This window comes from Shimia sp. (genome assembly GCF_049116215.1).
Lineage (GTDB): Bacteria > Pseudomonadota > Alphaproteobacteria > Rhodobacterales > Rhodobacteraceae > Shimia.
Genome location: NZ_JAGDZB010000007.1, coordinates 254,872 through 279,454 on the forward strand (window position 1 = coordinate 254,872; position 24,583 = coordinate 279,454).

The 24,583-nt window shown below is 57.9% G+C and carries 24 protein-coding genes, 1 tRNA gene and 1 riboswitch; of the genes, 14 read left to right on the plus strand and 11 right to left on the minus strand.

Features of this window, described 5'->3' with window-relative positions:
* Both JXR15_RS20010 and rpsU read right to left on the minus strand, forming a co-directional pair.
* The gene (locus tag JXR15_RS20010) at positions 1 to 1,071 is read right to left on the minus strand and encodes an adenylate/guanylate cyclase domain-containing protein (RefSeq protein ID WP_422054962.1); all 1,071 of its coding nucleotides are present in this window, start codon (positions 1,069 to 1,071) and stop codon (positions 1 to 3) included.
* Positions 1,072 to 1,218: 147 nt separating this feature from the next.
* Positions 1,219 to 1,425, minus strand: a complete 207-nt coding sequence (gene rpsU, locus JXR15_RS20015) for a 30S ribosomal protein S21 (protein WP_008207378.1) — start codon at positions 1,423 to 1,425, stop codon at positions 1,219 to 1,221.
* 122 nt (positions 1,426 to 1,547) lie between these two features.
* Between rpsU and JXR15_RS20020 the strand changes: the two genes are divergently transcribed.
* Positions 1,548 to 2,240: a COQ9 family protein gene (locus JXR15_RS20020; RefSeq protein ID WP_422054963.1), complete on the plus strand. Its 693-nt coding sequence runs from the start codon at positions 1,548 to 1,550 to the stop codon at positions 2,238 to 2,240.
* A gap of 105 nt (positions 2,241 to 2,345) precedes the next feature.
* Here JXR15_RS20020 and JXR15_RS20025 read toward each other — a convergent pair whose 3' ends face one another.
* Entirely contained in the window at positions 2,346 to 3,308 is a 963-nt protein-coding gene (locus JXR15_RS20025; protein ID WP_422054964.1) for an acetyl-CoA carboxylase carboxyltransferase subunit alpha, read from the minus strand.
* 108 nt (positions 3,309 to 3,416) lie between these two features.
* On the minus strand, positions 3,417 to 4,028 hold the full coding sequence (locus JXR15_RS20030; protein ID WP_422054965.1) for a LysE family translocator: 612 nt from the start codon (positions 4,026 to 4,028) through the stop codon (positions 3,417 to 3,419).
* Between the two features lie 72 nt (positions 4,029 to 4,100).
* Here JXR15_RS20030 and JXR15_RS20035 point away from each other — a divergent pair, with 72 nt between their 5' ends.
* Positions 4,101 to 4,553 (plus strand): Lrp/AsnC family transcriptional regulator, encoded by a 453-nt coding sequence (locus JXR15_RS20035; protein ID WP_422054966.1) that lies wholly within the window; start codon positions 4,101 to 4,103, stop codon positions 4,551 to 4,553.
* A 76-nt stretch (positions 4,554 to 4,629) separates the two neighbouring features.
* On the opposite strand, the gene JXR15_RS20040 is transcribed toward JXR15_RS20035, so the two are convergent.
* The gene (locus tag JXR15_RS20040; RefSeq protein WP_422054967.1) at positions 4,630 to 5,589 is read right to left on the minus strand and encodes an L-malyl-CoA/beta-methylmalyl-CoA lyase; all 960 of its coding nucleotides are present in this window, start codon (positions 5,587 to 5,589) and stop codon (positions 4,630 to 4,632) included.
* 336 nt (positions 5,590 to 5,925) lie between these two features.
* On the opposite strand from JXR15_RS20040, the gene dgcN reads away from it, so the two are divergent.
* From dgcN to JXR15_RS20060, 4 genes are all read left to right on the plus strand, one after another.
* Complete coding sequence (gene dgcN / locus JXR15_RS20045; protein WP_422054968.1) at positions 5,926 to 6,927, plus strand: N-acetyltransferase DgcN; 1,002 nt, start codon at positions 5,926 to 5,928, stop codon at positions 6,925 to 6,927.
* A 121-nt stretch (positions 6,928 to 7,048) separates the two neighbouring features.
* On the plus strand, positions 7,049 to 8,011 hold the full coding sequence (dgcA, locus tag JXR15_RS20050; RefSeq protein ID WP_422054969.1) for an N-acetyl-D-Glu racemase DgcA: 963 nt from the start codon (positions 7,049 to 7,051) through the stop codon (positions 8,009 to 8,011).
* A 24-nt stretch (positions 8,012 to 8,035) separates the two neighbouring features.
* On the plus strand, positions 8,036 to 8,767 hold the full coding sequence (locus tag JXR15_RS20055; RefSeq protein WP_422054970.1) for a metallophosphoesterase family protein: 732 nt from the start codon (positions 8,036 to 8,038) through the stop codon (positions 8,765 to 8,767).
* A gap of 69 nt (positions 8,768 to 8,836) precedes the next feature.
* Positions 8,837 to 9,697: a D-amino-acid transaminase gene (locus JXR15_RS20060; RefSeq protein ID WP_422054971.1), complete on the plus strand. Its 861-nt coding sequence runs from the start codon at positions 8,837 to 8,839 to the stop codon at positions 9,695 to 9,697.
* 257 nt (positions 9,698 to 9,954) lie between these two features.
* Here JXR15_RS20060 and JXR15_RS20065 read toward each other — a convergent pair whose 3' ends face one another.
* Positions 9,955 to 11,256: a ferric reductase-like transmembrane domain-containing protein gene (locus tag JXR15_RS20065; RefSeq protein ID WP_422054972.1), complete on the minus strand. Its 1,302-nt coding sequence runs from the start codon at positions 11,254 to 11,256 to the stop codon at positions 9,955 to 9,957.
* Between the two features lie 122 nt (positions 11,257 to 11,378).
* Positions 11,379 to 12,362, minus strand: a complete 984-nt coding sequence (locus JXR15_RS20070; protein ID WP_422054973.1) for an NAD(P)H-quinone oxidoreductase — start codon at positions 12,360 to 12,362, stop codon at positions 11,379 to 11,381.
* A 125-nt stretch (positions 12,363 to 12,487) separates the two neighbouring features.
* Between JXR15_RS20070 and JXR15_RS20075 the strand changes: the two genes are divergently transcribed.
* Positions 12,488 to 13,813, plus strand: coding sequence for an MFS transporter (locus JXR15_RS20075; protein ID WP_422054974.1), 1,326 nt, complete (start codon positions 12,488 to 12,490; stop codon positions 13,811 to 13,813).
* Between the two features lie 6 nt (positions 13,814 to 13,819).
* On the opposite strand, the gene JXR15_RS20080 is transcribed toward JXR15_RS20075, so the two are convergent.
* Positions 13,820 to 14,473, minus strand: a complete 654-nt coding sequence (locus JXR15_RS20080; protein ID WP_422054975.1) for a GntR family transcriptional regulator — start codon at positions 14,471 to 14,473, stop codon at positions 13,820 to 13,822.
* Positions 14,474 to 14,515: 42 nt separating this feature from the next.
* Positions 14,516 to 15,208, minus strand: coding sequence for a M48 family metallopeptidase (locus tag JXR15_RS20085; RefSeq protein WP_422054976.1), 693 nt, complete (start codon positions 15,206 to 15,208; stop codon positions 14,516 to 14,518).
* A gap of 108 nt (positions 15,209 to 15,316) precedes the next feature.
* On the opposite strand from JXR15_RS20085, the gene JXR15_RS20090 reads away from it, so the two are divergent.
* Positions 15,317 to 15,646: a TIGR02300 family protein gene (locus tag JXR15_RS20090; protein WP_299425094.1), complete on the plus strand. Its 330-nt coding sequence runs from the start codon at positions 15,317 to 15,319 to the stop codon at positions 15,644 to 15,646.
* Positions 15,647 to 15,744: 98 nt separating this feature from the next.
* Positions 15,745 to 15,820 (plus strand) — tRNA-Ala (locus JXR15_RS20095).
* A 122-nt stretch (positions 15,821 to 15,942) separates the two neighbouring features.
* On the opposite strand, the gene JXR15_RS20100 is transcribed toward JXR15_RS20095, so the two are convergent.
* On the minus strand, positions 15,943 to 16,758 hold the full coding sequence (locus JXR15_RS20100; protein ID WP_422054977.1) for a LytTR family DNA-binding domain-containing protein: 816 nt from the start codon (positions 16,756 to 16,758) through the stop codon (positions 15,943 to 15,945).
* 380 nt (positions 16,759 to 17,138) lie between these two features.
* Between JXR15_RS20100 and JXR15_RS20105 the strand changes: the two genes are divergently transcribed.
* Positions 17,139 to 17,816, plus strand: a complete 678-nt coding sequence (locus JXR15_RS20105; RefSeq protein ID WP_422054978.1) for a phosphatase PAP2 family protein — start codon at positions 17,139 to 17,141, stop codon at positions 17,814 to 17,816.
* 93 nt (positions 17,817 to 17,909) lie between these two features.
* On the opposite strand, the gene JXR15_RS20110 is transcribed toward JXR15_RS20105, so the two are convergent.
* Positions 17,910 to 20,696 (minus strand): bifunctional aconitate hydratase 2/2-methylisocitrate dehydratase, encoded by a 2,787-nt coding sequence (locus JXR15_RS20110; protein ID WP_422054979.1) that lies wholly within the window; start codon positions 20,694 to 20,696, stop codon positions 17,910 to 17,912.
* A 383-nt stretch (positions 20,697 to 21,079) separates the two neighbouring features.
* Positions 21,080 to 21,294: riboswitch (cobalamin riboswitch) on the plus strand.
* A 100-nt stretch (positions 21,295 to 21,394) separates the two neighbouring features.
* Here JXR15_RS20110 and JXR15_RS20115 point away from each other — a divergent pair.
* From JXR15_RS20115 to JXR15_RS20130, 4 genes are read left to right on the plus strand one after another with little or no spacing between them, the layout of a single operon-like run.
* Complete coding sequence (locus JXR15_RS20115) at positions 21,395 to 21,799, plus strand: DUF1636 family protein (RefSeq protein WP_422054980.1); 405 nt, start codon at positions 21,395 to 21,397, stop codon at positions 21,797 to 21,799.
* Positions 21,796 to 22,578: an ABC transporter ATP-binding protein gene (locus tag JXR15_RS20120; RefSeq protein ID WP_422054981.1), complete on the plus strand. Its 783-nt coding sequence runs from the start codon at positions 21,796 to 21,798 to the stop codon at positions 22,576 to 22,578. The genes JXR15_RS20115 and JXR15_RS20120 overlap by 4 nt, the downstream gene beginning before the upstream one ends.
* 51 nt (positions 22,579 to 22,629) lie before the next feature.
* Positions 22,630 to 23,538 (plus strand): ABC transporter substrate-binding protein, encoded by a 909-nt coding sequence (locus JXR15_RS20125; protein WP_422055035.1) that lies wholly within the window; start codon positions 22,630 to 22,632, stop codon positions 23,536 to 23,538.
* The gene (locus JXR15_RS20130; RefSeq protein WP_422054982.1) at positions 23,539 to 24,579 is read left to right on the plus strand and encodes a FecCD family ABC transporter permease; all 1,041 of its coding nucleotides are present in this window, start codon (positions 23,539 to 23,541) and stop codon (positions 24,577 to 24,579) included.
* Positions 24,580 to 24,583 lie beyond the last annotated feature (4 nt).

Consider the following 24,583-nt stretch of genomic DNA (forward strand, 5'->3'; position numbering starts at 1 on the left):
TCAGCCGGACATGACACCGGACGGGAGCGCCTCAAGCGCGCTTCCGTCCGGCCCCGTGAGAGTAAGCATTTTGGTCGCCTCTGCGCGCCCTCTCAGCGTAGCCTCCTCGACCACATCAATGCCCATCCCCATAGGCATTGTGATGCCACGCGCGGTCTCCGCATCCAAAATCACCGACAAATCGTGACGCTTGCAGGCCTCCTGCATACGCTTGGCTTTGTTGATGGTGTCGCCAATGTAGACCACTTGGCGTTTTTCCCAGCCACACTCCCCGACCGCCACAGGACCACCTGCGATCCCCAAACGTAGCGTTGGCGCCACCCCGTACTTTCTTAGGTAATGGGCTTGGCGGACCGACAGGATCTGAAAAACCTCATCGATGCATTTTAACAATCGCATATTGCCGTCTGGTCCACGATCCAGCCAGCTCATGATGATTTCGTCACCAACGTAGTTGTGGATTACACCTCGGTGCTTTTTGATCGCGGGGTCAATGTCCAGAAACACGCCGGTAATCAATTCCAGCGCCTTCTGATCCCCCAGTTTCTCCGTAATCGATGTTGAATCCTTGAGGTCAGCTAATACAAAAATCCGGCGTTCTTCTGTTGGCCGCGCATACCGTCCCAACAGGAAATACGTCAGCGTACGTCCACCAATCAGCCGTCGGGCTTGCAACATGATCTGAATGACCACCCCTGCTCCCAGGGCAAACAAGAAATCAGGAGCAAACCCGTTTTGGAACCACTGAACATAGATTTCCTTGTCGGCGATCAACACAAGGTGCGATCCCGCCAAGGCGACATAAATGATCAAACAGGTGATGATCACGCGCAATGCCACGCCACGGCGGAACTTCACACTGCGCTGCCACCGCCCGATGGCGCTGTTGCTGATCCACACCTCAAGCACCACGGCCACTGACGCAACCACCATACCGCGGACGGCACCACGAATTGGCGCCTTTAGCCCCCAATTGCGGTCTAGAATCTCATTTATCATGAGGCCGTAGAGCGCGCCAATGATGGCGCCCGCCACCAGCACAAACACAAACGAGCCAAAGGTGCGCTTCATTTTTAGTCCTGTCCTACTCTCTTCAGAGCCTTTGCCCGGTGGTTACACGCATGTAAGCACAAATTCTGTCGCGACAACAAAAGAGAAACCCCCATGGCCGGGCCATGGGGGTGTCAATTCTTGTGTCCAAAGCTGGAAAAGATGTGCTTAGAGCATACCTTCGCGCTGTGCTTTCTTACGTGCCAGTTTACGGGCACGGCGGATCGCTTCAGCTTTTTCGCGTGCTTTTTTCTCGGACGGCTTCTCGAAATGTTGCTTGAGCTTCATTTCGCGGAATACGCCTTCACGCTGCAGCTTTTTCTTCAGAGCGCGAAGCGCCTGATCGACATTGTTGTCACGAACACTAACCTGCATGTGGTTTTCACCACCTTTCTAAGTTTGAGTTGCAATGAAATTGCAGGAAGCGCGCGTATAGCAACTTGCCTGTGCTTTGTCTAGTATGGCTGCAACAGCCTCATCGCAAAGCGAGTTCCGCCATGTCAGAAACAGCGCAAACCGACGTCAAATCCCTTCTTTTGGATGCCGCAGAGATGCATGTGCCCTTTGATGGTTGGTCCGACGCAACATTTAAGGCCGCCATTGACGACAGTGGAGTGGACCCGGTTGTGGCCAAAGCGCTCTGCCCGCGTGGCGCGGTGGATTTGGCGGTGGCCTATCACAAGCGCGGTGATTCTCAGATGGTCGCGGCCCTCAGTGAAGACGTACTTTCCGAGATGAAAATCCGCGAGAAAATTACCTTTGCGGTGCGCACCCGGCTTGAGCTGTGCCCCGACCGTGAAATTGTACGCCGGGGCAGCACGCTCTTTGCCCTGCCCCAACATGCAGCCACGGGCGCGCAGCTGATTTGGGGCACGGCGGATGCCATTTGGACCGCCATTGGCGATACGTCACAAGACATCAACTGGTACTCCAAACGGGCAACGCTTTCTGCAGTTTACTCTGCAACGGTGCTATATTGGTTGGGAGATGACAGCGACGGACACGCCGCCACTTGGGCGTTTCTGGACCGGCGCATCGAAAATGTTATGCAGTTTGAAAAAACCAAAGCGCAATTCAACAACAGCCCTGTTGGCAAATTGATGTCAGGCCCACTGGGCGCGCTCTCCAAACTGCGTGCGCCAACCTTCCCGGGAAACATGCCGGGCCACTGGGGACAGAAGGGCAGCTAAGCCGACCTGTCTCGCATCACATCCCGAAGGCCTAAAAACACAAAACCCGATAGAGTCCGCACTCTATCGGGTTTGTTTTTTTGTAGCTTGAAGTGTTTGGCAGCTTTAAGCGGCCAACCCTTTGGAGCCAATGTCGAGGAATTTTTTGCGACGATCGGCCACCAGGTCCTCTTTGGACTTGCCTTCCAGCTCCCCAAGCATTGTTTCAATCGCAGAGGCAACACTTTGCATGGTTGCCTCGCGGTCACGATGCGCGCCGCCCATTGGCTCTGCAATCACGCGATCCGCCACACCGAGCTGCTCCAGATCTTGTGCGGTCACACGCAACGCTTCGGCCGCTTCGCGCATCTTGGTGCTGTCTTTCCAAAGGATCGACGCGCAACCCTCTGGGCTGATCACCGAGTATACAGAGTGCTCCAACATCGCGACCCGGTTGGCCGTTGCGAAGGCCACGGCACCGCCGGAGCCACCTTCACCGATGATCACGGAGATCAACGGCACACCGATCTGCAGACACATCTCAGTGGAACGCGCGATCGCTTCGGATTGACCACGCTCCTCGGCGCCTTTGCCGGGGTAGGCACCAGCCGTGTCGACCAACGTCACAACAGGCAGGCCAAACTTATCCGCCATTTCCATCAAACGCACCGCTTTACGGTAGCCTTCAGGACGGGCCATGCCAAAGTTGTGGGAAATCCGCGACTTGGTGTCGTGGCCTTTCTCCTGGCCAATCACCACAACCGGTTGATCGTTGAATCGCGCCAAGCCACCCATGACGGCAAGATCATCAGCAAAGTTTCTGTCCCCAGCCAACGGCGTGTAATCTGTGAACAGTTCATTGAGATAGTCCCGGCAATGCGGGCGCTCCGGATGACGCGCCACCTGGCATTTACGCCAAGGGGTCAGGTCTTTGTAGAGCTCTTCGAGCAGTTCCGCCGCCTTGCGGTCCAACGCCGCGGCTTCGTCTTTGACATCCATCTCTTCGTTCTGCTGCGCAAGCGCCCGCAGTTCTTCGGCTTTGCCCTCAATCTCTGCGAGCGGTTTTTCGAAGTCGAGATAGTTGGTCATTGTGCACTCCACACACTGGTTTCTTGACAAGGCTATATGACGCTGACTTTGGGCAATTGCAACGGGAAGCGCACTTTGCCCTGCCAGATCGGCCCCTGAAACCTGTTTCTAGCCAGCTGTTATCATCGGAGCGACCACCGGATAAAGAGACAGAACAAGCAATCCTGCCATGGTCCAGTTGAACGCCGTCAAACGTGCCGGGGAGGTCAGCCAGCGTCGCATTTGCTGCCCCAACACCGTCCAGCTTGAGACACATGGCAGGTTCACGGCCCCAAAGGCGGCAGACACCAAGAGCACTGCAGTCAAAGACCGGTCGGGGGCATAGAGCGTGACAGCGGTGAGCGCCATGGTCCAAGCCTTTGGATTGACCCACTGAAAGGCCGCGGCCTGCAGGAAAGTCATGGGGGTGCCGCCGGTTCCCTCCCCTTCGTCAGGCGCGCCGGCGTTGGCAACTTTCCACGCCAGCCAAAGCAAGTAGGTCACAGACGCAACAGCCAAAACCGTGTGAGCAACCGGGTAGCGGTCAAAGACCTGCATCAGCCCGACGCCCACCAGGGCCACCATGACCACAAAGCCAATACCGACGCCCAGCATATGCGGAATGGTGCGGGCGAAGCCAAAATTGGCACCGGAGGCCATGAGCATGAGGTTGTTGGGCCCCGGTGTGATTGAAGACACGAAGGCAAACAGAAGAAGAGCGGTCAGGATATCGTAGGTCATGGAAAAAGCCTGACGCAAAACCCGCGCATTTGAGTTGCGTTTTTGTGCGCAAGGCATGTAAATTCACAACTTATGACGACGCTTGATCAAATTGACGAACATATATTGCGCGAACTCTCCAAAGATGGGCGCATGAGCAATCTGGCTTTGGCAGAGAAAGTGGGCCTGTCGCCCTCTGCCTGTTTGCGGCGGGTCGCCTCTCTGGAGAAGACAGGGATCATCACTGGCTATCGCGCGGTTCTGGATCGAGCAGCCTTGGGGACCGGGTTTGTCGCCTACATCACCGTGGGGTTAAACAAACACACCAAAGACTCTCAACTGGCGTTTGAACGGGCGATGGCGTTGGCGCCGGAGGTGCGGGAGTGTCACAACATCACTGGGCAGGTGGAGTACCTGTTGCGGGTAGAGGCGGCGGATTTGCCGTCTTACAAGCGCTTCCATACCGAGGTTTTGGGCACAGTCGAACAGGTGCATTCGATCACAAGCTACGTGGTGATGGGCTCGCCAAAAGACGAACGCGCTTAAGCGATTTCGCCAAAAGGAAAACGCCCAAAAATTTAAAACTCACGGGCGCTTCTGCATTCTTATCAAAGCCTTACGGTCATCCTGCGGCGATCAATTCCGCCTGTGCCACGATCACTTCGGCTTGTTTGATAGACGCAATATCGACCAAGCGGCCTTTGTACACAGTGGCACCCTCGCCGTTGGCTTTGGCCTGTTCCATTGCAGCGAGGATCTCACGCGCTTCGTTAACTGCGTCGTCAGACGGTGTGAACACGTCGTTGGCAAGGCCAATCTGTTTTGGGTGGATTGCCCATTTGCCCACCATGCCCAGAGTGGCAGAGCGTTTGGCCTGCGCGATGTAACCTTCATCATCAGAGAAATCGCCAAATGGGCCGTCCACTGGCAGCACGCCGTGAGTCCGACACGCAGCCACAATTGCGGCCTGCGCCCAGTGCCATGGGTCTGACCAGTGCTTCTGTCCATCATGCATCATGTAGTAATTTTCTTGCGTGCCACCAATACCAGTAGTCTGCATCCCCATGGACGCGGCGAAGTCGGCGGCGCCGAGGGACATGGCTTCGAGTCTTGGGGAAGCGGCGGCGATGGCTTCTACGTGGGCGATGCCGGCGGCCGATTCGATAATGACTTCAAATGCGATGCGCTTTTTCCGACCTTTGGCGGCTTCAATCGCCGTGACCAAAGCGTCCACGGCGTAGATGTCTTCGGCGCAGCCTACCTTGGGGATCATGATCTGATCGAGGCGCTCACCGGCCTGCTCCAGCAGGTCGACCACGTCGCGGTACCAGTACGGCGTGTCCAGACTGTTGATACGCACCGACAGGGTCTTTTTACCCCAATCGATTGAATTGATTGCCTCAATTGCGTTGGCGCGGGCCATGTCTTTGTCCGAAGGGGCAACGGAATCTTCCAGATCGATGTTGATCACATCCGCAGCAGAGGCCGCCATTTTGGCAAACAGCTTGGTGTTGGACGCCGGACCAAACAACTGACAGCGGTTGGGGCGGGCGGGGGCGGCAGGCTGAAGACGGAAGCTCATGACGTCACTCTCTAGGTAAGGATATTACGTTTTTCTGACGCCGATTGTTAGGAAGTTGCGCGCTTGACCGCAAGTAAATTGTGCGCGCGCGGCATTAATTTCGCTGCGTCGCGGCGCAAATGCGTGGTTTGGCACGTCGGTATTACGTCGGTATCGCAGCTGTAAAACGGAGGTGCGAAATTCGCGCTGGCGCAGCAAGGTTCTTTCATTAACGCGACTCTATTTCGAAGATTTTTGCAAAGACATGCTGCATGGCAGCAACATTTGAGAACCTGATCCACCGCCCAGCGCATAAACTTTGTCCGTTAACTGGGGATGATACAAAAAGGACGCGCGATGATCGAAACTCCATACCTTCTGTTCTTGGGTGATGCACCGGACCAACTGGCCGCCAAAGTGGCGCAGGGCATCAAAGACTGGCGTCCAGAAAATGCCGTGGGTCAATTCCGCATGGAGGGCTGCAAGGCCGATATGGGACTGACCGACATGAGCCTGGTGGAAGCCCGTGAAGCGGGGGCAAAAACGCTGGTGATTGGCGTGGCCAACCGCGGCGGCGTGATTTCCCAGGAGTGGAAAAAAGTGCTGGTGATGGCGCTGGAGGAGGGTTTTGATCTGGCCTCCGGCCTGCACAACCTGCTGTGTGACGAGCCGGACCTGGTCGCTGTGGCTGAAGCCACCGGCCAGAAGCTGCACGATGTGCGCGTGCCGGACGTGGAATACCCGATTGCGAACGGCAAGAAGCGCAGCGGCAAACGGGTGCTGGCCGTGGGCACAGATTGCTCTGTGGGCAAGATGTACACGGCGTTGTGCATGGATGCGGAAATGCGAAAGCGGGGCATGAAGTCGACCTTCCGTGCCACCGGTCAGACCGGCATTCTGGTGACCGGCGACGGTGTACCTCTGGACGCGGTTGTGGCTGACTTTATGGCTGGCTCTGTCGAGTGGCTGACGCCGGACAATGACGCAGACCACTGGGACCACATCGAAGGTCAGGGCAGCCTGTTCCACGTGTCTTACTCAGGCGTAACCATGGCGTTGATCCATGGCGGCCAGCCGGACGCATTGATCCTGGCGCATGAGCCAACCCGCGAGCACATGCGTGGCCTGCCGGAATATCAGCAGCCAAGCCTGCAAGAGCTGCGCGATCTCGCGCTGCCGCTGGCCAAAGTCGCCAACCCGGCCTGTGAGGTTGTGGGCGTGTCGGTGAACACCCAGCACATGGCAGAAGACGAGGCAAAGGCCTATCTGGCCAAGGTTGAGACCGACATGGGCCTGCCCGCCACCGATCCGTTCCGTTTTGGCGCGGGCAAGCTGGTGGATGCACTCTCAGCGCTGTAAAGTTGCGACAACAAGCCGGGGGTGCTGCCCCCGGATCCCCGGGATAATCCGGCAAGAAGAATATGGGCAGGCGCGTCTGAACGCCTGTCAAATGGCAAAAGCGCGACCTGAAAGGCTGTCCATGCAAATTTCCGTCACCCCTGATGTGTTCAAACTGGCGCAGGTGTTCACCATTTCCCGTGGCTCGCGCACCGAGGCCAAGGTTCTGACCGTGAAGGTCGAGGAAGACGGATATGTCGGTTGGGGCGAATGTGTGCCCTATGCGCGCTATGGCGAGACATTGGAGAATGTCACGCAGCTGATCGAAAGCGTGAAAGGCCCGGTGAACCGTGAAGGTCTGTACACCCTTCCAGCGGGCGCGGCGCGCAATGCGCTGGACTGTGCGCTGTGGGATCTGGAGTGCAAGAAGGCTGGCAAACGCGCCTGGGAATTGGCTGGCTTGCCCAAACCGGGACCGGAGATCACCGCCTATACGCTGTCCTTGGCGGAACCGGCAGAGATGCAGGCCCAAGCGGCGAAAAACGCGCATCGGCCATTGTTGAAAATCAAACTGGGCACGCCGGATGACATGGCGCGTCTGGAAGCGGTGCGCGCGGGTGCGCCAAAATCCACCATCATTGTGGATGCCAACGAAGGTTGGTCCGCCGAAGTCTATGCCGACCTGGCGCCACATCTGGTAAGGCTGGGTGTGGCGCTGGTGGAGCAGCCGCTGCCTGCTGGGGATGATGATGCGCTGATTGGTATGGAACGTCCGGTGCCTGTGTGCGCGGATGAGAGCGCGCATGACTGTTCAACCCTGTCCAAGCTCAAAGGCAAATATGATGTGGTGAACATCAAACTCGACAAAACCGGCGGGCTGACCGAGGCGCTGCGTCTGCGCGAGGCGGCTTTGGCAGAAGGCTATAAGGTGATGGTTGGCTGCATGGTTGGCAGCTCCCTGGCGATGGCCCCGGCGACATTAGTGGCGCAAGGCGCGATGGTGACTGATCTGGACGGACCTCTGTTGTTGGCCGAAGATCGGGACGTGCCGTTGGTGTTTGACGCAGACGGCGTGCATCCGCCCAGCGCGGCGCTTTGGGGCTAAGCCATGGCAGACCGGTGGGCAGTGATGTCCGACGTCCATGGCAATGTGGACGCGTTGCGGGCGGTGTTGGCCGAGGTTGACCGGCTGGGCTGTTCCCGCATCCTGAACCTTGGCGACCACGCAAGCGGGCCTTTGGCGGCAGCGGAAACGCTGGATGTGCTTATGGCGCGGGATGATATGGTTTCTGTGCGCGGCAACCATGACCGCTATCTTTTGAAACCACCGGAGACGCTGGGCCCATCGGATGCGGTGGCGGCGGCGCAGTTGACGGACGCCCACATGGAATGGCTTGCGGCGCTGCCAACAACAGCCTTGGTGGACGACGTCTTCCTGTGCCATGGCACACCGGACAGTGACGAGACCTATTGGTTGCATGATGTGACGCCACGGGGGGATTTGGTGGACCGCAGCGGTCCCACAGTAGCGGCATTGGCAGCAACCGCACCAATTGAGGCACAAGTGCTGCTGTGTGGCCATACCCATTTGCCGCGCATTGTGCAGCTTTCCAATGGCGCAGTGATGCTCAACCCCGGCAGCGTTGGTTTGCCCGCGTATGATGATGTCACTCCGGTGCCGCATGTGGTGCAAAGTGGCGATCCGGCGGCGCGGTTTGCGATGATGGAGCGTAGATCCCGTGGCTGGGACCTCTCGCTGCACCGCGTGGCCTATGACGCGAGCCGGATGGTGGCGCTTGCGCAGGCGCACAACCGCCCAGACTGGGCGCACCCGTTGCAAACCGGATGGTTTGACAGCTGAGATTTCGAAACACGCTTGACCTGTGGTGCAGCGCACCCGACAAAGCAGCAAGATTGCTAGGAGAGACACATGAGCCGCACTGTTTACGTCAATGGCGACTACCTGCCCGAAGAAGACGCCAAGATTTCGATTTTCGACCGGGGCTTCCTGATGGCGGATGCGGTCTATGAAGTGACCTCCGTGCTGGACGGGAAGCTGATTGATTTTGACGGCCATGCGGTGCGTTTGAAGCGCTCGCTCGATGAGCTGGAGATGGCGGAGCCCTGCAGCAAAGATGAGCTGCTGGCGATCCACCGCAAGCTGGTGGAAGAGAACGCCATTGTGGAAGGGCTGATCTATTTGCAGGTCACACGCGGGTCAGACGGCGACCGGGATTTTGTCTTCCCGTCTGAGGACACGCCGCCGTCCATCGTGCTGTTTACGCAGAACAAACCAGGTCTGGCGGACAACCCCGCCGCCAAGAAAGGTGCCAAGATCATCTCGATTGAGGACATTCGCTGGGGTCGTCGCGACATCAAGACTGTGCAGTTGCTGTACCCGTCGATGGGTAAGATGATGGCGAAGAAGGCCGGTGCGGATGATGCCTGGCTGGTGGAAGACGGCTTTGTGACCGAGGGCACCTCCAACAACGCGTATTTTGTGAAAGACGGTGTGATTGTGACACGTCCGCTGAGCAATGACATCCTGCACGGCATTACGCGTAAGGCGGTGTTGCGCATGGCAGCAGAGGCGCAGCTAAAGATCGAAGAGCGGCTGTTCACGATTGAGGAAGCGCAGGGCGCGGATGAGGCGTTTACCACCTCTGCCAGTGCGTTTGTGATGCCGGTGGTGGAGATTGACGGCGTGGCGCTTGGCGATGGCACACCGGGGCCAATTGCAACCCGTTTGCGCGAAATCTATCTGGACGAGAGCCTGAAAGCGGCGATCTAAGATTGGCCTTACAGCGAGAAAATGGGAAGGGCTGGAGTGGCAACGCTCCGGCCTTTTTTGTGGGCTTAAACCTGCGCAAATTACAGTAAAAGCGCGAAGCGTCCCGTGAGCGGGGCATGGCATGCTGATTGTAAGCTAGCGTGAGTGGTGGCAATCAGCATGGATAGAATTGAGTAAACCCATGGTCGCCGAGATTGGATCTCAAGTCAACCATTGGTTGCTCTAGCCGCGCCACACACCCTAGTTTATTGGATTGCTTAGCTTGTGCTGCGCGCTTGATGGCGTTGCCACAGCCACTCTGCCAGACGGCGGATGCCGATGCCGGTGCGAATCTCAAACGCCTCGTAGTGGAAATTGCGCTGGGAGACACCCTGTTTCGGCAGGCCTTTGGACAGCGCGCGGCGCATCGGGACGGGGCCACAGAAGAGCACTTTGTGGTTTGCGATGTCCGCGACAAACTCCGGCAGAGCGGCGGCAGTGAAACGGCCACGGTCGGCGCTTTGCCAGATTATCAGCGTCAGGTTGGGTTTTTCTGCAGCCAATGCCTCGAGCTCGGCCAGATGTGGGGCATTCGATGTGTCACGCACACAGTAGATCAGCGTGACCGGTGCGGCCTCAGCCGGCAGAGCCTGAGCCAACGCCACAAACGGGGTGACCCCAACGCCAGCAGCAATCCAGACCTGCGCGCCTTTGGCCCGTCCGAAGTGGCCATAAGGACCATCGGCTTGCACCGCTTGCCCGACGGCAAGGCTGCGCGAGACGCGGTTGGTCAGATCGCCCAGCGGTGCAACCGTGATGCGCAGGGCGCCGTCATCGGTAGGCGCGGAGGAAATAGTGAAGGGATGCGGCTCGTTCAGGCCTGCTCCGGAGAAGCGGAAGAAGGCAAACTGACCTGCGCGATGGCGCAAGGGACGGCCGGTGGCTTTCATGTCCACGGCGATCGCGTCACCCTGCTTGGTCACAGCGGAGATTTTGTACTGCTTACGGGGCCGCATGCCGCGCGGTGCGGAGGTCCAGGCATAGGCCACGGTGCCAATGATGCAGACCGCCCACATATAGAGCCCCAGCGGATCGCCATTTTTGAAAGGCTTCAGAATGTAGAGATAGTGAAAGGCGCCAAACAGGAAGAAAATCCCGATGAAGCGGTGGGTCCATTTCCACAGGTGATAGGGGATGAAGGTCGCAACCGTGATCACCACAAGCATCAGCAGGCCGTAGAGGCTGACTTCGCCGAGTGTTTCCGCCAGATCGACCAGCATGGTTTCACGCCCTAGCCCCTTCATGTCGGCATCAATTGTGTCGTGCAGCAGAATTGCCACCATCGATCCGATGCCGAGCCATTTGTGCAAACGGTAAGACTGGTCCATTGGACCAAAGATCATCTCAACGCCGGGCCAGCGGGTGGCGATCACGTGGGAAAACGCCATGGCAATCAGCGCGCCAAGACCGAGATACTGACTGAACAATGCCAAGCCGTCGCGCCCTTGGGCAATTTCAGGCCACCACACAAACGGCAGCGCCAAAGCCACTGCCACCAAAAGAAGTCCAAGTTTTTTCACGGTTCTGTTCCCACTTCGTGCCTAGGCCACACATGACCATCAGTTCGCGCGGACTACATGCCCCAAGGGCAGCCTTGGTGGGAAGGGGGTATTCCGCCAAAAATAGCGGAAAAAACCGGAGTTTAGGCCACTTTCATCACGATTTTGCCGATATGGCCGCTGCTTTCCATACGTTGGTGCGCCGCCACGGCATCCGCCAGGGCAAACTCACTGTCCATCACTGGTGCGACGCGGCCGCTTTCCAGAAGCGGCCAGACATCGGCGCGCAGGGCGTCGGCGATCTTGGCTTTGGCGAGATCACTTTGTGGGCGCAACGTGGAGCCGGTGATGGTCAAACGGCGCATCATCACATGGGCAAAGTTGAGTTGAATCTGCGGACCTTGCAGGAAGGCGATTTGTACCAGTCGCCCGTCATCGGCGAGGGCCTTCACATTGCGCGGCAGGTAGTCGCCGCCAACCATATCTAGGATCAGGTTTGCGCCACCTTCGGCACGCAGCACATCGACAAAATCTTCTGCGCGGTAGTTGATCGCTTTTTCAGCGCCAAGTTTCAGGCAAGCTTCGCATTTTTCGTCAGAGCCTGCGGTGGTGAACACACGCGCGCCAAAAGCACTGGCAAGCTGGATGGCGGTTGTGCCAATGCCAGAGGATCCGCCGTGTACGAGAAATTTTTCGCCAGCTTTGAGACCCCCACGTTGGAAGACGTTGGAATAGACGGTGAAGAAAGTTTCCGGCAGACAAGCCGCTTCTTTCATGCCCATCCCTTCGGGCACTGGCAGACAATGCGCAGCTGGGGTGAGGACATATTCGGCATAGCCGCCACCAGGAAGAAGGGCGCAAACCGAGTCGCCTTCGGACCATTCACTCACGCCTGCCCCAACTGCGGCGATGGTGCCCGAGGCCTCAAGCCCCGGCAGGTCGGAGGCATTGGCAGGTGGGTTGTAAAGTCCGGCACGTTGCAACACGTCCGGGCGGTTCACGCCAGAATAGGCCACTTTGATCAGCACCTCACCAGGACCGGGAGTGGGAATGGGCCGTTGCACCATTTTGAGCACATCCGCGGCACCGGGTTTTGAAATTTCAACGGCGTTCATGGTCTGTGTCATGGTGGTCTCCCTGTGTTGCGCTTTCTGTCTAACAGAGCGCAGGCATTGGGGAACAGGCACTTTTGTCGCGCTGACGTGGCGACGGGGTCTCTTGCCCTTTGACACATCAAGACTAGGGTGGCGCTATGTTACGAATTCTCAAACACCCAGCCTTCGCCAAGTTGTTTGCCGCCCAAGTTGTGGCCCTAGCTGGCACCGGACTGTTGACCATCGCCCTAGGCCTCTTGGCTTATGATCTGGCAGGCCCAGCCGCCGGTGCCGTTTTGGGCACCGCTTATGCCATCAAAATGGTGGCCTATGTCGGCTTGTCTCCGGTTTTGGGGGCACTGGCGGCGCGCCTCCCCCGCCGGGGTGTTTTAATTTTTGCAGATTTGGTGCGCTTTGGCGTGGCGCTGTTTTTGCCGTTTGTCGACTCAGTGGCACAGATTTATGTGCTGATCTTTTTGCTACAAAGCGCGTCAGCCCTGTTCACCCCCACGTTTCAGGCGATCATTCCGGACATCCTAACCGAAGAAGACGACTACACGCGGGCGTTGTCATTGTCGCGTCTGGCTTATGATCTGGAGAATCTGTTGTCGCCAGCACTGGCCGGTGTTCTGCTGTTGGTAATGAGCTATCATGGGCTGTTTGTGGGCACCGCCGCAGGCTTTTTGATCTCAACTCTGTTGATCTTGATAACAACGCTGCCGCCCCGTCCCGAAAGCAAAGACCGACCGTTTCGCGAGCGCCTGACCCGTGGTGCATGGATTTATCTTGCCACTCCGCGCTTGCGCGGATTGCTGGCGTTCAACATGGCAGCAGCGGCCAGTGTGTCCTACGTGCTGGTGAACACCGTGGTGTTGGTGCGCGACGCCTATGACCTGGGCGAGACAGGCCTGGCGCTGGCCATGGGCGCGTTTGGCGCGGGCAGCATGGTGGCCGCGGTGTCATTGCCGCGCTTATTAGAGCAACTGCCGGACCGGCGGATCATGGGCACCAGCGCGGTGGCCTTGGCCGGGATTACGGTGGTGCATGGGCTTTGGATGCAAAGCGTAGGCATATTGAGCTGGCCTGCGTTTTTGGTGCTCTGGGCTGTTGTTGGAGCGCTGTTCAGTGCGATCTTGACCCCTTCGGGCCGCCTATTACGCCGATCGGCACATGCGGCGGACCGCCCTGCGGTGTTCACCGCGCAATTTGCTTTGAGCCACGTGTGCTGGCTCGTCGCCTATCCACTGGCTGGATGGAGCGCGACACAGGGGTCGCAAGCGGTGTCTCTGTTGGTGCTGGGCGTGGTTGGCTTGATCAGTGTGGCGGTAGGTTATTGGGTTTGGACCCCGGCCCCCAAAGAGGTGTTGCATGAGCATCCCGAGCTTCCTGAGGATCATCCTCACCTTCAGGAACATGGTGGGCGGCGCCATGCACATGCGTTTGTGATTGATGACGAACATCATGTGTGGCCGACACACGGCTGAGGCCAGTTAGCGGGCCAGAAGGCGCAGACCTTGGGTCACGTCAGAGCGCACCGCAAGGCGCAACCCAGGTTCATCGCCGGCTTTGAGCGCGGCGATGATCAGACGATGGTAGTGCGGCGGTTCGGTTTGGCGCAAGCGGCCGTAAAGCGCGCGCATGGTGGGGCCAAGCTGGAGCCACACGGTTTCTGCCATGGCCAGCATCGCTGGGGCTTGGGCGCGTAAGTACAGCGTGCGGTGGAACTCAAGATTGGCGCGAATATAGGCCACAGAGTCGCGGCGGCTGACCGCATCAGCCACGGTGCCATTGATTGCAATAAGGCGATCTATCAGTGCCATATGGGCCCGCGGCAAAGCCCGGCTGGCCAATTCAACTTCGATGAGAGCCCGCAGAGCGGCAAGTTCTTCAAGACGTTCGCTGCTGAGTTCCGGCGTGGCTACGCGGCCAGAGTTGGATAGGGTGAGTGCGCCTTCCGCGACCAAACGTCGTACGGCCTCACGGGCCGGGGTCATAGAGACGTCAAACTGCTTGCCAATGCCGCGCAGGGTCAGTGCAGCGCCTGGAGCAAGCTCGCCATACATGATGCTGGTGCGCAAAGCACGATACACGCGGTCATGCGCGGCGGCGGACTGATCTGGGGCGGGACGACTGGATGGGATCATGTCGCCTTTGTGATCACAAAGACGAAAAAGGTCAATGCAGGGTCACGTTGCGAATTGGTAGCGGTGCAGTTCCTGACCCTGGGTGCGCAGCCACAGACGTGGGGTCTCATAAGGTCCATGGATGATGGTGACCTCGTTCCAAAACGCCTGTGAGTGGTTCATTTCCTTGAGATGCGCCACTTCATGCGCGGCGACATAGTCCAGCACATCAGGCGACGCCATCACCAAACGCCACGAAAACATCAACGCCCCGGTGGAGGTGCAGGACCCCCAACGGGAACGGGTGTCGCGCAGGGTGAGTTTGGTCGGCTGTCGGCCAAGACGCGCGCCGTAATGGTCGACGGCTTCGACAAGTCGGTGGCGGGCCAGCTCTTTGAGAAAGCCCTGTACCTTACGCCCCACCTGCTCCGGCTTGCCGGGCACGGCAAGCTCATCCGCCCCCAACTGCACAGAGCGCCCTGCCCCTGGCACAATCAAGCGCGCGCGCCCCGCAACGGGCACCGCAGCCCCATGCGCCACCACAACTGTCTCCGGCTGTTGCGCTACCTGCCTGCGCAGCCAATCTTGCTTTTCATGGGCAAAGGCCATCGCCTCGTGTTCTGACACGCTGGAGGGAATCGTCAGCGTCACCTTGCCATCAAGTCGCGAAACTCTGAGGCTGATGCGCCGCGCCCGGCTGGATCGGCGCAAAGCCACCGTCACGGGAGGTGTTCCGGAGATGATATGTTGCGCCATCTACGCTCCTATAGAGACAATGCGATGTTACCCTTTGACACGGGGCCATTGTTATGGCACCTCCCCCAAATCGTCGAGAGAGACTCAACCGATTGAAGGGGACAACCCATGCCCAAGGAAGAATGGGGCGTCAAGCGCGTTTGCCCAACCACCGGCAAGCGATTCTATGACCTGAACAAAAACCCAGTCATCAGCCCCTACACGGGCGATGTCGTGGAAGTAGAAGCCGGCAAGAGCCGGATGATTGCTGCTGACGAAGCCGATGCAGCAACACTGAAAGCCAAAGCGGCTGACGCGGACAACGCGGATGACGTGTTGGATGATGATGACACCGTTGATCTGGAACTCGATGATGATGTTCTGGACGACGACGAAGATGACGACAACGTTTCGCTGGATGAAATCGCGGATGTTGCGTCTGACGACGAAGAAAACTGATCGTCGAAAAAAGTTACACCGGGGCGGAATTTTTCGCTTGAACCCGCCCCGGGATGCGCCTAATTAGGCGCCCACAGGCAGAGATGCCTGACTGGTTTGGGGCCTTAGCTCAGCTGGGAGAGCGCTTCGCTGGCAGCGAAGAGGTCAGGAGTTCGATCCTCCTAGGCTCCACCAAACCACCTTCAAAAAAGTCAACAAACCGCCGCGTTCATAGGCAGGGTTTGCGCCCGCTATCTCGCGAAAACGCGATCTTGGGCGTCACACCTTGGGAACATCGCAGCAGCAAGAATACCCCGTCAAGCGTCCACCCTGGCGGCAACAAGAGCGCGCATCCGGGTCTTGATTTCGGCGTATTTTCGACGACTGATCGGAGCTTCATCGCCATTGCTCAACAGGCACATGTAGGCACTGCCTTTTTTCTTGATCTCCACGACGTGGGACAAGCGGACCCAATGGGAGCGATGACAGTGGATGCCGTCGAGGTCCGCTAGCTTTTCGACACACTCTCCAAACTGCTCAGACAGCAGGCTGCGTCCTTGTGTCGTGACCACCTCAACATAGTGGTCTTGGGCGTGTATGCGAATGATGTCGTCGCCCAAGTGTGCTGGTGCGGTTGCAATAAGACTTCTCAGCGCAACAGTTTTTGGCGCATCCGGTGACACGGGCGAAACTAAGGTGTCACGCGGAGACGGCTCACCGCGCAGCAGGTATATCAATGCCCCGGCGATCACAAAGCTTGCCGGCGTGATAGCTACGATCTCGTCGCGCAGTAATCCGAGAAAAGTTGCCGCCTCTTGCTCGCCTTCTTCTGGATTGCCAAAGCCATAGTCCAGCGCCATGGAAACGCAGCCAAACAGGATCGGCAATAGCAGAGTTGAAACAATGGTTGGCCAAGGGCGGGGCCACCCCAGGCGTTGGAAACCAGCCACGCCAGACAAGAAGAGCAAGGACCCAAAAAACAAGTGTGTCACCCACAACCCATATGCCGCCAAAATCGGCAGGCTTGACGTGTGTTCGGGCTGCAAAACCAACACAACGACAGCCCCGGCAGCAGATGCGATGAGCGTGGTTTTCACCATTTGGGGAGTGAGGGCAATCTTCTGCGAAATCATGTCCCTTCGTTAACACCTGCTCCGCGACCGGTCCAGAAACGACCGTTCGCGAAATCCGCATAACCACACACGGAGATAGCAGGCCGCTCAAGCATCTGTGCTGGATCGAGACCTGCCCTTTGCGCAAGTCCTCCCTCACCGCCGCTCTGCGCCGCCAGCGCACTGTCGCGACCCAATACAAATGGCTCAGCAGCAGCAGTACCGATGAACACGAAGTGCGCTCACGCCGCCGCAACAGGCACGCAGGGAACCAGAACAGGATGGACTTGATGACGTCGACACAACTCGCCCAAAGCGATCGTTTTTCCGATAACGCTCATCGCAGATGGAACACAACAACGCGGCAAGCGCGCCTTCGAGCCTTGCTCTGGCTACTCTTGATGACGGCAGTGTTTCAGGCATTGTTCGCCTCCGTGCCTTCCTTCGATTTGTGGGTGTCATCGTTGTTCTGGACCGCGGAAGGCGGGTTCCACTTTACCAGCCTCGACAGCCTGAAACAGCTTCGAGCGATTGGATACCACGCCTTCACCGCGATGGCGGTGCTGGCGTTGATCGGCGCTTTGGTGGCGCTGAAGCAACTCAAACTCCTCACAATTCCAGGCAGCGTTTGGCTCTTCATCGTCGGAGTTTATGTCTTTGGGCCGGGCTTGCTGGTGCACAGCATCTTAAAGGCGCACTGGGGGCGCGCGCGACCGGCGCAGGTTCTGGAGTTTGGTGGAGACCTGTTGTTTTCGCCACCCTTTGAAATCGCAGCTCAATGTACCGCCAACTGTTCGTTTGTGTCCGGAGAAGCGGCAGGCGCCACGGCCTTTGCAATTGCCGCCTACTCTTTGACCCGCTTTGTAAGTTCTCCAGCTCTACGACGCACATTGTTTGGTCTGGCGCTTTGCCTTGCCGTATCCTGCGCCTTTCTCCGCGTGGTTTTTGGCGGGCACTTCCTGTCTGACGTGATCTTTTCAGCGCTGTTTGTGTCTCTGATCGCTGTAGGGCTCTCGTTCTTCCTTAGCGATCGGACAGGTGCTCTCACCTCGCGCCCAAAATGGACCACACAGAAATAGAGACCGCTCTGGCTGTTTCAGAATGCAAAAACCCCGGCGCATCGCTGCACCGGGGTTTCGTTTTTCTTCACTGCGCCGGAGCGCCGCGTGGCTTTAGAAGTGTGCCGACTTGGTGTTTGCAGGGGCCAGTGGCGGGGCAAATTTGGTCAGGTCGATGCCTTCAACAGCAGCCTTGTACTCTTCCAGCGTTGGGGTGCGGCCCAGGATGGCAGAGAGTACAACCAGCGGTGTGGACGCCAGCAACGATTCACCTTTTTTCTCAGGCAGGTCGCCCACAACACGGCCCTGGAACAGGCGGGTCGAGGTGGCCAGCACGGTGTCACCCTTTGCGGCTTTTTCCTGGTTACCCATGCAGAGGTTACAGCCCGGACGCTCGAGATAGAGAATGTTCTCATACTCTGTACGTGCCTGCTGTTTTGGGAACATGTCGTCAAAGGTGAAGCCTGAGTAGCGCTCAAGGATTTCCCAGTCGCCCTCTTCCTTCATCTCGTCGATGATGTTGTAGGTTGGAGCCGCCACAACCAAAGGTGCCTTGAACTCGACTTTGCCGTTGGTTGCTTCGAGGTTCTTCAGCATCTGCGCCACGATCTTCATGTCGCCCTTGTGCACCATGCAGGAGCCCACAAAGCCCAGATCGATCTTCTTATCAGCGTTGTAGTAGCTGATTGGGCGGATGGTGTCGTGGGTGTAGCGCTTGGACACGTCGTCGTTGTTCACGTCCGGGTCGGCGATCATGGGCTCAACGATCTGGTCCAGATCCACAACCACTTCAGCGAAGTACTTGGCGTCCGCATCCGGCTTCAGTGCAGAGTTGGCGCCGGATTTGATGTCGGCAATCCGCGCGTCAGCTTTGTCAACCAGGCCTTGCAGCAGCGCAGCTTCGTTGTCCATGCCTTTGTCGATCATGATCTGGATGCGGCCTTTGGCCAGTTCCAGCGAGCCGATCAGGGTCTCATCGTTGGAGATACAGACAGAGGCTTTGGCCTTCATCTCGGCGGTCCAGTCGGTGAAGGTGAAGGCTTGGTCCGCCAGCAGCGTGCCAATGTGCACCTCGATCACGCGGCCCTGGAAGACGTTGTCACCGTGCTGATCCAGCATCTGCGCCTGGGTGGCGTGTACCACATCGCGGAAGTCCATGTGCTCCGCCATTTGGCCTTTGAAGGTCACCTTCACAGATTCAGGGATCGGCATGGAGGCTTCGCCGGTGGCCAAAGCCAAAGCAACGGTGCCAGAGTCCGCACCAAAGGCGACGCCCTTGGACATACGGGTGTGGCTGTCGCCGCCCACAATCACGTCCCAGTCATCCACGGTGATGTCGTTCAGCACCTTGTGGATCACGTCGGTCATCGCGTGATACTCGCCCTCTGGGTCACGCGCGGTGATCAGGCCGAAGTCGTTCATGAACTTCATCAGCTTAGGAATGTTGGCCTGCGCCTTGGTGTCCCAAACCGACGCAGTGTGACAGCCGGACTGATAGCCCACGTCCACGGACGGGGAGATCACGGTGGCGGCCATTGCCTCAAGTTCCTGCGCAGTCATCGGACCGGTGGTGTCCTGAGAGCCAACAACGTTCACTTTCACGCGCACGTCAGAGCCGGCATGCAGGGTGACACCTGGGGTGCTGCCCAATGCATTGCGGTTGAAGATTTTTTCAACGGCGGTCAGGCCCTGGCCTTCAACAGACAATTCTTTGGATGGCGCATAGGCAGATTTCAGCTCCTGACCAAGTGCGCCTGCGGCAAATGTCTGCAGCTTCTTGCCAAAGACCACAGCGTAAGAACCGCCCGCCTTCATGAACTCCACTTTTTGTGGGGTGAAGGCAGCTGAGATGTCTTTCAGCACATTGCCGTCTGCATCCTGCAGGGTCTTGGTTTTGGTATTGATGGTCAGCACGGTGCCGGTGGCCACGGAATAGGCCTCTTCCAGCACGGCTTCGCCGTCTTCATCGACCACAACATTGCCGTCCGCGTCGGTCTTTTTGACCCAGTTGTCCAGATCAATGCCGATGCCGCCGGTCACGCCAACGGTGGTCAGGAAGATCGGGGAGATGCCGTTGGTGCCCGCCACAACAGGGGCGATGTTGATGAATGGTACATAAGGCGATGCCTTCTTACCGGTCCACAGCGCCACGTTGTTCACGCCGGACATACGGGAGGAGCCCACACCCATGGTGCCTTTTTCCGCAATCAGCATCACACGTGCATCAGGGTTCTGTTTCTGCAGTTCCTGAATGGCCACCTGATCTTCCGGCGAGCACATGCATTTGCCGTGCAGCTCACGGTCGGCGCGGGAGTGCGCTTCGGCACCGGGCGACAGAAGGTCGGTCGAGATGTCACCGATACCGGCGATGAAGGTCACAACCTTGATCTCTTCGTCCACTTCGGGAAGCTTGGTGAAGAATTCCGCCTTGGCGTAGCTTTCCAGCAGGTCCTTGGCGACTGCATTGCCCGCCTTAAACGCTTCTTCAAGACGGTCCGTGTCCGCTTCATAGAGGAAGACCTGAGTCTTCAACACGTCCGCAGCCTGAGCCGCAATCGCGGCATCTTCGCCCAGCGCCAGGTCGAGCAGCACGCGCACGGATGGGCCACCCTTCATGTGCGACAGCAGTTCAAAGGCGAACTCAGGGGTGATTTCGGCCACGTCAGCCGCGCCGAGAATGATCTCTTTGAGGAAGTCTGCCTTCACGCCGGCAGCGCTCGTGGTACCTGGCAAAGTGTTGTAAATGAAGAACTTCAGAGAGTCTTCGCGGTGGGCGTTGGCGGTGTCTTTGATCTGTTCGATCAGTTCGCTGACCAGCGCGCCGCTATCAATTGGCTTTGGATTCAGACCTTCGGATTTCCGGGTCTCAATCTCATTCAGATAATCTGTATACAAGCTCATGATGATCCTAGCGATTTGAGGTTGGCTTAAGCATGAACGCCCTGTCTTTAAAGCAATAGCGAGTCACAGGGCAGGTATTGTATGCCGATGTATACCAAGCTTGGAAAAGACGCAAGTTGCCCTTCGGAACAATTGTCTTGGCCTCCCCCAAATGTGATGGCGCAGTGCGGCGTATGGCCCCCAATGTAGGCTGCCCTGTCCGGTTTTTCCAGCGCACGACCACCTTCCAAGCCGCACAGATTGGGAAGCAGTTTCCGGTTAAGACACGCTTTGCCAAGCTGTGGGGATTGTATTCAAACAATATCTTGTGATCCATGACGCGAGGTGTCGCAGCATTTTGTTTTCGTCGGCGTAGAATGGCTATTGACTCAGGCGCCGGTTTGCCCGACTTGGAAAGGGATGGTTCCCGAACGACGTCAGTCAACCGGGATGAAAAGGGAATACGGTGCGGCCCATTTAGTGAGCCAATTCCGTGACTGCCCCCGCAACTGTAAGCGGTAAGCGACCCCGAGAATACCACTGAACGCACCGCGTTTGGGAAGGTTCGGGAAAGCCAAAATCCGCGAGTCAGGAGACCTGCCATCAAAACAATAACTTCAACCCGGGCGGGGCGTCCGGACAGGAGGCCATGATGGCTTTACGGTTTGAACCGTGTGAAAAATTGACTGTGCTTGCCCCGCGCTATCGCGGAGGGCGAGATGGCCACCCCCAATCACCGAATTTCGATATGCACGTCCTGCAAACATGTCGGCGAAAACTGCCGGCCTGGCTATGAGCTGATCAAGCGCTTGCGCGCTGCCATCGATATGGCGGGCGATGCGATCACGGAAGAGTTCGAGATTTCCGGCGTGGCCTGTATGGCGGGCTGCAAACATCCTTGCACGGTCGCCTATCACAGCACCCGCAAGGCGACCTATCTGTTTGGCGACATAACACCGGAACAGGACATCGAGGATCTGGTGTCCTTTGCGCAGCAATATGCGGTGCTGGGTGATGGCTGGTGCTCCTCCGTGGATCGACCCGGCAAGTTGCGCAAACACACGTTGGCACGGGTGCCATCGATGATGTTGGCGATTGAAGACAGCGCGGAGCGGCTGACGTGAGTGCCGGACATTTGGTGGCCAAAGACATCTGTTGGCGACCGGGTAAAAGCCAGCCCTTCCTGCTGCATCCAGTGAGCTTTGAGGTTTACCCAGGTCGCGTGCTGGGCGTGGTGGGTCCCAATGGCGCGGGCAAGTCAACGCTTTTGCGGATGGTCTATCACTATCAAAAGCCGACCTCGGGGCAGATCATGGTGGATGGACAAGACCTCTGGGGCATGTCCGCCAAAGTCGCAGCACGCAAGGTGGCGGCCGTGTTGCAGGAACAACCGGGCGCCTTTGGTCTTTCGGTACGCGATATTGTGGCGCTCGGGCGCACGCCCCACCGCAGTGGCTTTTCGTCAGATGGCGCGCGTGACGCGGAGATCATCGACGCTGCGCTTAAACGGATGCAGTTAGAGCCTTTGGTCAACCGCGATTTTGACACCCTATCAGGGGGCGAGCGGCAACGGGTGATGGTGGCACGGGCCTTGGCGCAGCAACCGCAAGTGCTGGTAATGGACGAGCCCACCAACCACCTCGACATTCGCCATCAGCTCGAAATCCTCTCATTGATCCGGTCGCTTGGGCTGACCATTGTGGTCTCCCTGCACGATCTGAACATGGCCGCAGATGTCTGTGACGCCATTCTGCTTCTGAAAGACGGACACTGCCAAGGTTTTGGCAGCGCTGATGACGTGCTCAGCGAACAGCTTGTCTCTGACACGTTTTCCGTCAACGCCCAGCGCCAAATGCTGAGCGTCAGCCAAAACCAACACCTTACTTTTCACCTCCCGACCTAAAGGACCCAATTTATGACCTCCAAATTGACCACCGTCGCTGTCAGCGCCCTAATGGCCCTGACCACCACCGCTGCGCTGGCGGAAACCACCGTGGACAGCTGCAACCGCCAAGTGACCTTTGACGCGCCGCCCAAGGCCGCCATTTCCAATGACGTGAACCTGACCGAGATGATGCTGGTGCTGGGTCTGGCGGATCGCATGGTCGGCTACACCGGCATTTCCGGCTGGAAAACGCTGGACGAAGAGATGCGCGCTGGTGTGGAAGAACTGCCGGAGCTGTCCGCAAAATATCCGTCCAAAGAAGTGCTGATCGGTGCGGATGCGGACTTCTTCTTTGCCGGTTGGAACTACGGCATGAAGGTCGGCGGCGAAGTCACGCCAGAGACGCTCGCGCCGTTTGACATCAAGGTTTATGAGCTGACCGAGAGCTGCATACACATTGGCGAGAAAGACGCCGCCAGCATGGATGACATGTACACCGACATCCAAAACCTCGGCGCGATCTTTGACGTAAAAGACAAGGCGGATGCGCTGGTGGATGGCTACAAAGCGGATCTTGCGGCCTTCACCGATGGTTTGGCCCCGCTGGAAAGTGCGCCACGTGTGTTTGTCTATGACAGCGGCGAAGACACGCCGTTCACTGCTGGCCGCTATGCGATGCCAAACGCGTTGATTGAAGCGGCGGGTGGCACCAACATCATGAACGATCTTGAAAAGAGCTGGGCCAAGGTCGGCTGGGAGCCTGTTGTGGAGCGCAACCCGGAGGTCATTGTGATTGTGAACTACGGTAAGGTGACGGCTGAGGAAAAACGCGCCTTCATGATGAACAACCCGGCTTTTGCGGAGATGGACGCGGTGAAGAACGACCGGTTTGTGACGCTTGAGTATGTTGAAGCGACCCCGGGTCCGCGCAACATCGCTGCGGTCAAAACCCTCGCAGAAGCGTTCCGGGCGAAATAAATGACAGGAAGAGCAGCAGGACAGCCAAAGAGCAGGTTTCCTTATGTGATCGGCGCAGGGGTGCTCCTGTTGCTTTTCTCGATTTCGGTCGCAATCAGTGTGGGGGCAGTCTCTGTGCCCCTGCACACGGTCTGGAGCATCCTGATCAACCAGGTGACGCCGGGAATAATTGAACAGGACTGGTCCAAGGGACGCGAATCGATTGTCTGGGACATTCGCTTTCCACGTGCTTTGCTGGCCTGTCTGGTCGGTGCGGGTTTGGCGGTTGTGGGCGGCAGCTTGCAGGCCGTAACACGCAACCCATTGGCAGATCCACATTTGCTGGGGATTTCTTCCGGCGCGGCCTTTGGGGCGATCATGGTCCTGATGCACACAGGCATGTTTTGGGGGCTCATTACAGTGCCGTTGTTTGCCTTTGGCGGGGCCTTGGCGGCAACTTTGCTGGTGCTGGCTGTGTCGCAATTTGCTTCGGCCACCAGCGCGGATCGGTTGATCCTGGCGGGCGTGGCGGTGTCGTTCATAGTGATGTCGCTGGCCAATGTGTTGATTTTTCTCGGCGATCCAAGGGCCACCCACACGGTGGTGTTCTGGATGCTGGGTGGTCTGGGTTTGGCGCAGTGGAGCCATTTGGTTTTCCCACTGGCGGTGCTCGTCGTCTGCGGCACCTACATCTGGCTTAACGCACGGAAGCTGAATGCGATGACGGTGGGCGATGAAACAGCCTCTACACTGGGCATTCCAGTGGCGCGGTTTCGATTGATCATCTTTGTTGTCGGCGCGCTGATCACCGGGGTGATGGTTGCGTTTTCGGGCATGATTGGTTTTGTTGGCCTGATGGTGCCACATATCGTGCGTATGCTTGTGGGCGGGGACTATGCCCGCGTGATCCCGGCCTCCGCGCTCTTTGGGGCGATCTACCTTTTGTGGTCCGACATCATCGCGCGCACCATTATGGCACCAGAAGACATGCCAATTGGCATTGTCACCGGCTTGGTCGGCGGCATGTTCTTTGTCTGGCTTTTGCGGCGGCGGGCGCGGTAAAGCG

Bases quoted from the DNA above. Each gene is read 5' to 3' on its own strand.
- JXR15_RS20010 (WP_422054962.1), bottom strand. From the start codon at position 1,071: ATGAAGCGCACCTTTGGCTCGTTTGTGTTTGTGCTGGTGGCGGGCGCC.
- rpsU (WP_008207378.1), bottom strand. From the start codon at position 1,425: ATGCAGGTTAGTGTTCGTGACAACAATGTCGATCAGGCGCTTCGCGCT.
- JXR15_RS20020 (WP_422054963.1), top strand. From the start codon at position 1,548: ATGTCAGAAACAGCGCAAACCGACGTCAAATCCCTTCTTTTGGATGCC.
- JXR15_RS20025 (WP_422054964.1), bottom strand. From the start codon at position 3,308: ATGACCAACTATCTCGACTTCGAAAAACCGCTCGCAGAGATTGAGGGC.
- JXR15_RS20030 (WP_422054965.1), bottom strand. From the start codon at position 4,028: ATGACCTACGATATCCTGACCGCTCTTCTTCTGTTTGCCTTCGTGTCT.
- JXR15_RS20035 (WP_422054966.1), top strand. From the start codon at position 4,101: ATGACGACGCTTGATCAAATTGACGAACATATATTGCGCGAACTCTCC.
- JXR15_RS20040 (WP_422054967.1), bottom strand. From the start codon at position 5,589: ATGAGCTTCCGTCTTCAGCCTGCCGCCCCCGCCCGCCCCAACCGCTGT.
- dgcN (WP_422054968.1), top strand. From the start codon at position 5,926: ATGATCGAAACTCCATACCTTCTGTTCTTGGGTGATGCACCGGACCAA.
- dgcA (WP_422054969.1), top strand. From the start codon at position 7,049: ATGCAAATTTCCGTCACCCCTGATGTGTTCAAACTGGCGCAGGTGTTC.
- JXR15_RS20055 (WP_422054970.1), top strand. From the start codon at position 8,036: ATGTCCGACGTCCATGGCAATGTGGACGCGTTGCGGGCGGTGTTGGCC.
- JXR15_RS20060 (WP_422054971.1), top strand. From the start codon at position 8,837: ATGAGCCGCACTGTTTACGTCAATGGCGACTACCTGCCCGAAGAAGAC.
- JXR15_RS20070 (WP_422054973.1), bottom strand. From the start codon at position 12,362: ATGACACAGACCATGAACGCCGTTGAAATTTCAAAACCCGGTGCCGCG.
- JXR15_RS20075 (WP_422054974.1), top strand. From the start codon at position 12,488: ATGTTACGAATTCTCAAACACCCAGCCTTCGCCAAGTTGTTTGCCGCC.
- JXR15_RS20080 (WP_422054975.1), bottom strand. From the start codon at position 14,473: ATGATCCCATCCAGTCGTCCCGCCCCAGATCAGTCCGCCGCCGCGCAT.
- JXR15_RS20085 (WP_422054976.1), bottom strand. From the start codon at position 15,208: ATGGCGCAACATATCATCTCCGGAACACCTCCCGTGACGGTGGCTTTG.
- JXR15_RS20090 (WP_299425094.1), top strand. From the start codon at position 15,317: ATGCCCAAGGAAGAATGGGGCGTCAAGCGCGTTTGCCCAACCACCGGC.
- JXR15_RS20100 (WP_422054977.1), bottom strand. From the start codon at position 16,758: ATGATTTCGCAGAAGATTGCCCTCACTCCCCAAATGGTGAAAACCACG.
- JXR15_RS20105 (WP_422054978.1), top strand. From the start codon at position 17,139: ATGACGGCAGTGTTTCAGGCATTGTTCGCCTCCGTGCCTTCCTTCGAT.
- JXR15_RS20110 (WP_422054979.1), bottom strand. From the start codon at position 20,696: ATGAGCTTGTATACAGATTATCTGAATGAGATTGAGACCCGGAAATCC.
- JXR15_RS20115 (WP_422054980.1), top strand. From the start codon at position 21,395: ATGGCCACCCCCAATCACCGAATTTCGATATGCACGTCCTGCAAACAT.
- JXR15_RS20125 (WP_422055035.1), top strand. From the start codon at position 22,630: ATGGCCCTGACCACCACCGCTGCGCTGGCGGAAACCACCGTGGACAGC.
- JXR15_RS20130 (WP_422054982.1), top strand. From the start codon at position 23,539: ATGACAGGAAGAGCAGCAGGACAGCCAAAGAGCAGGTTTCCTTATGTG.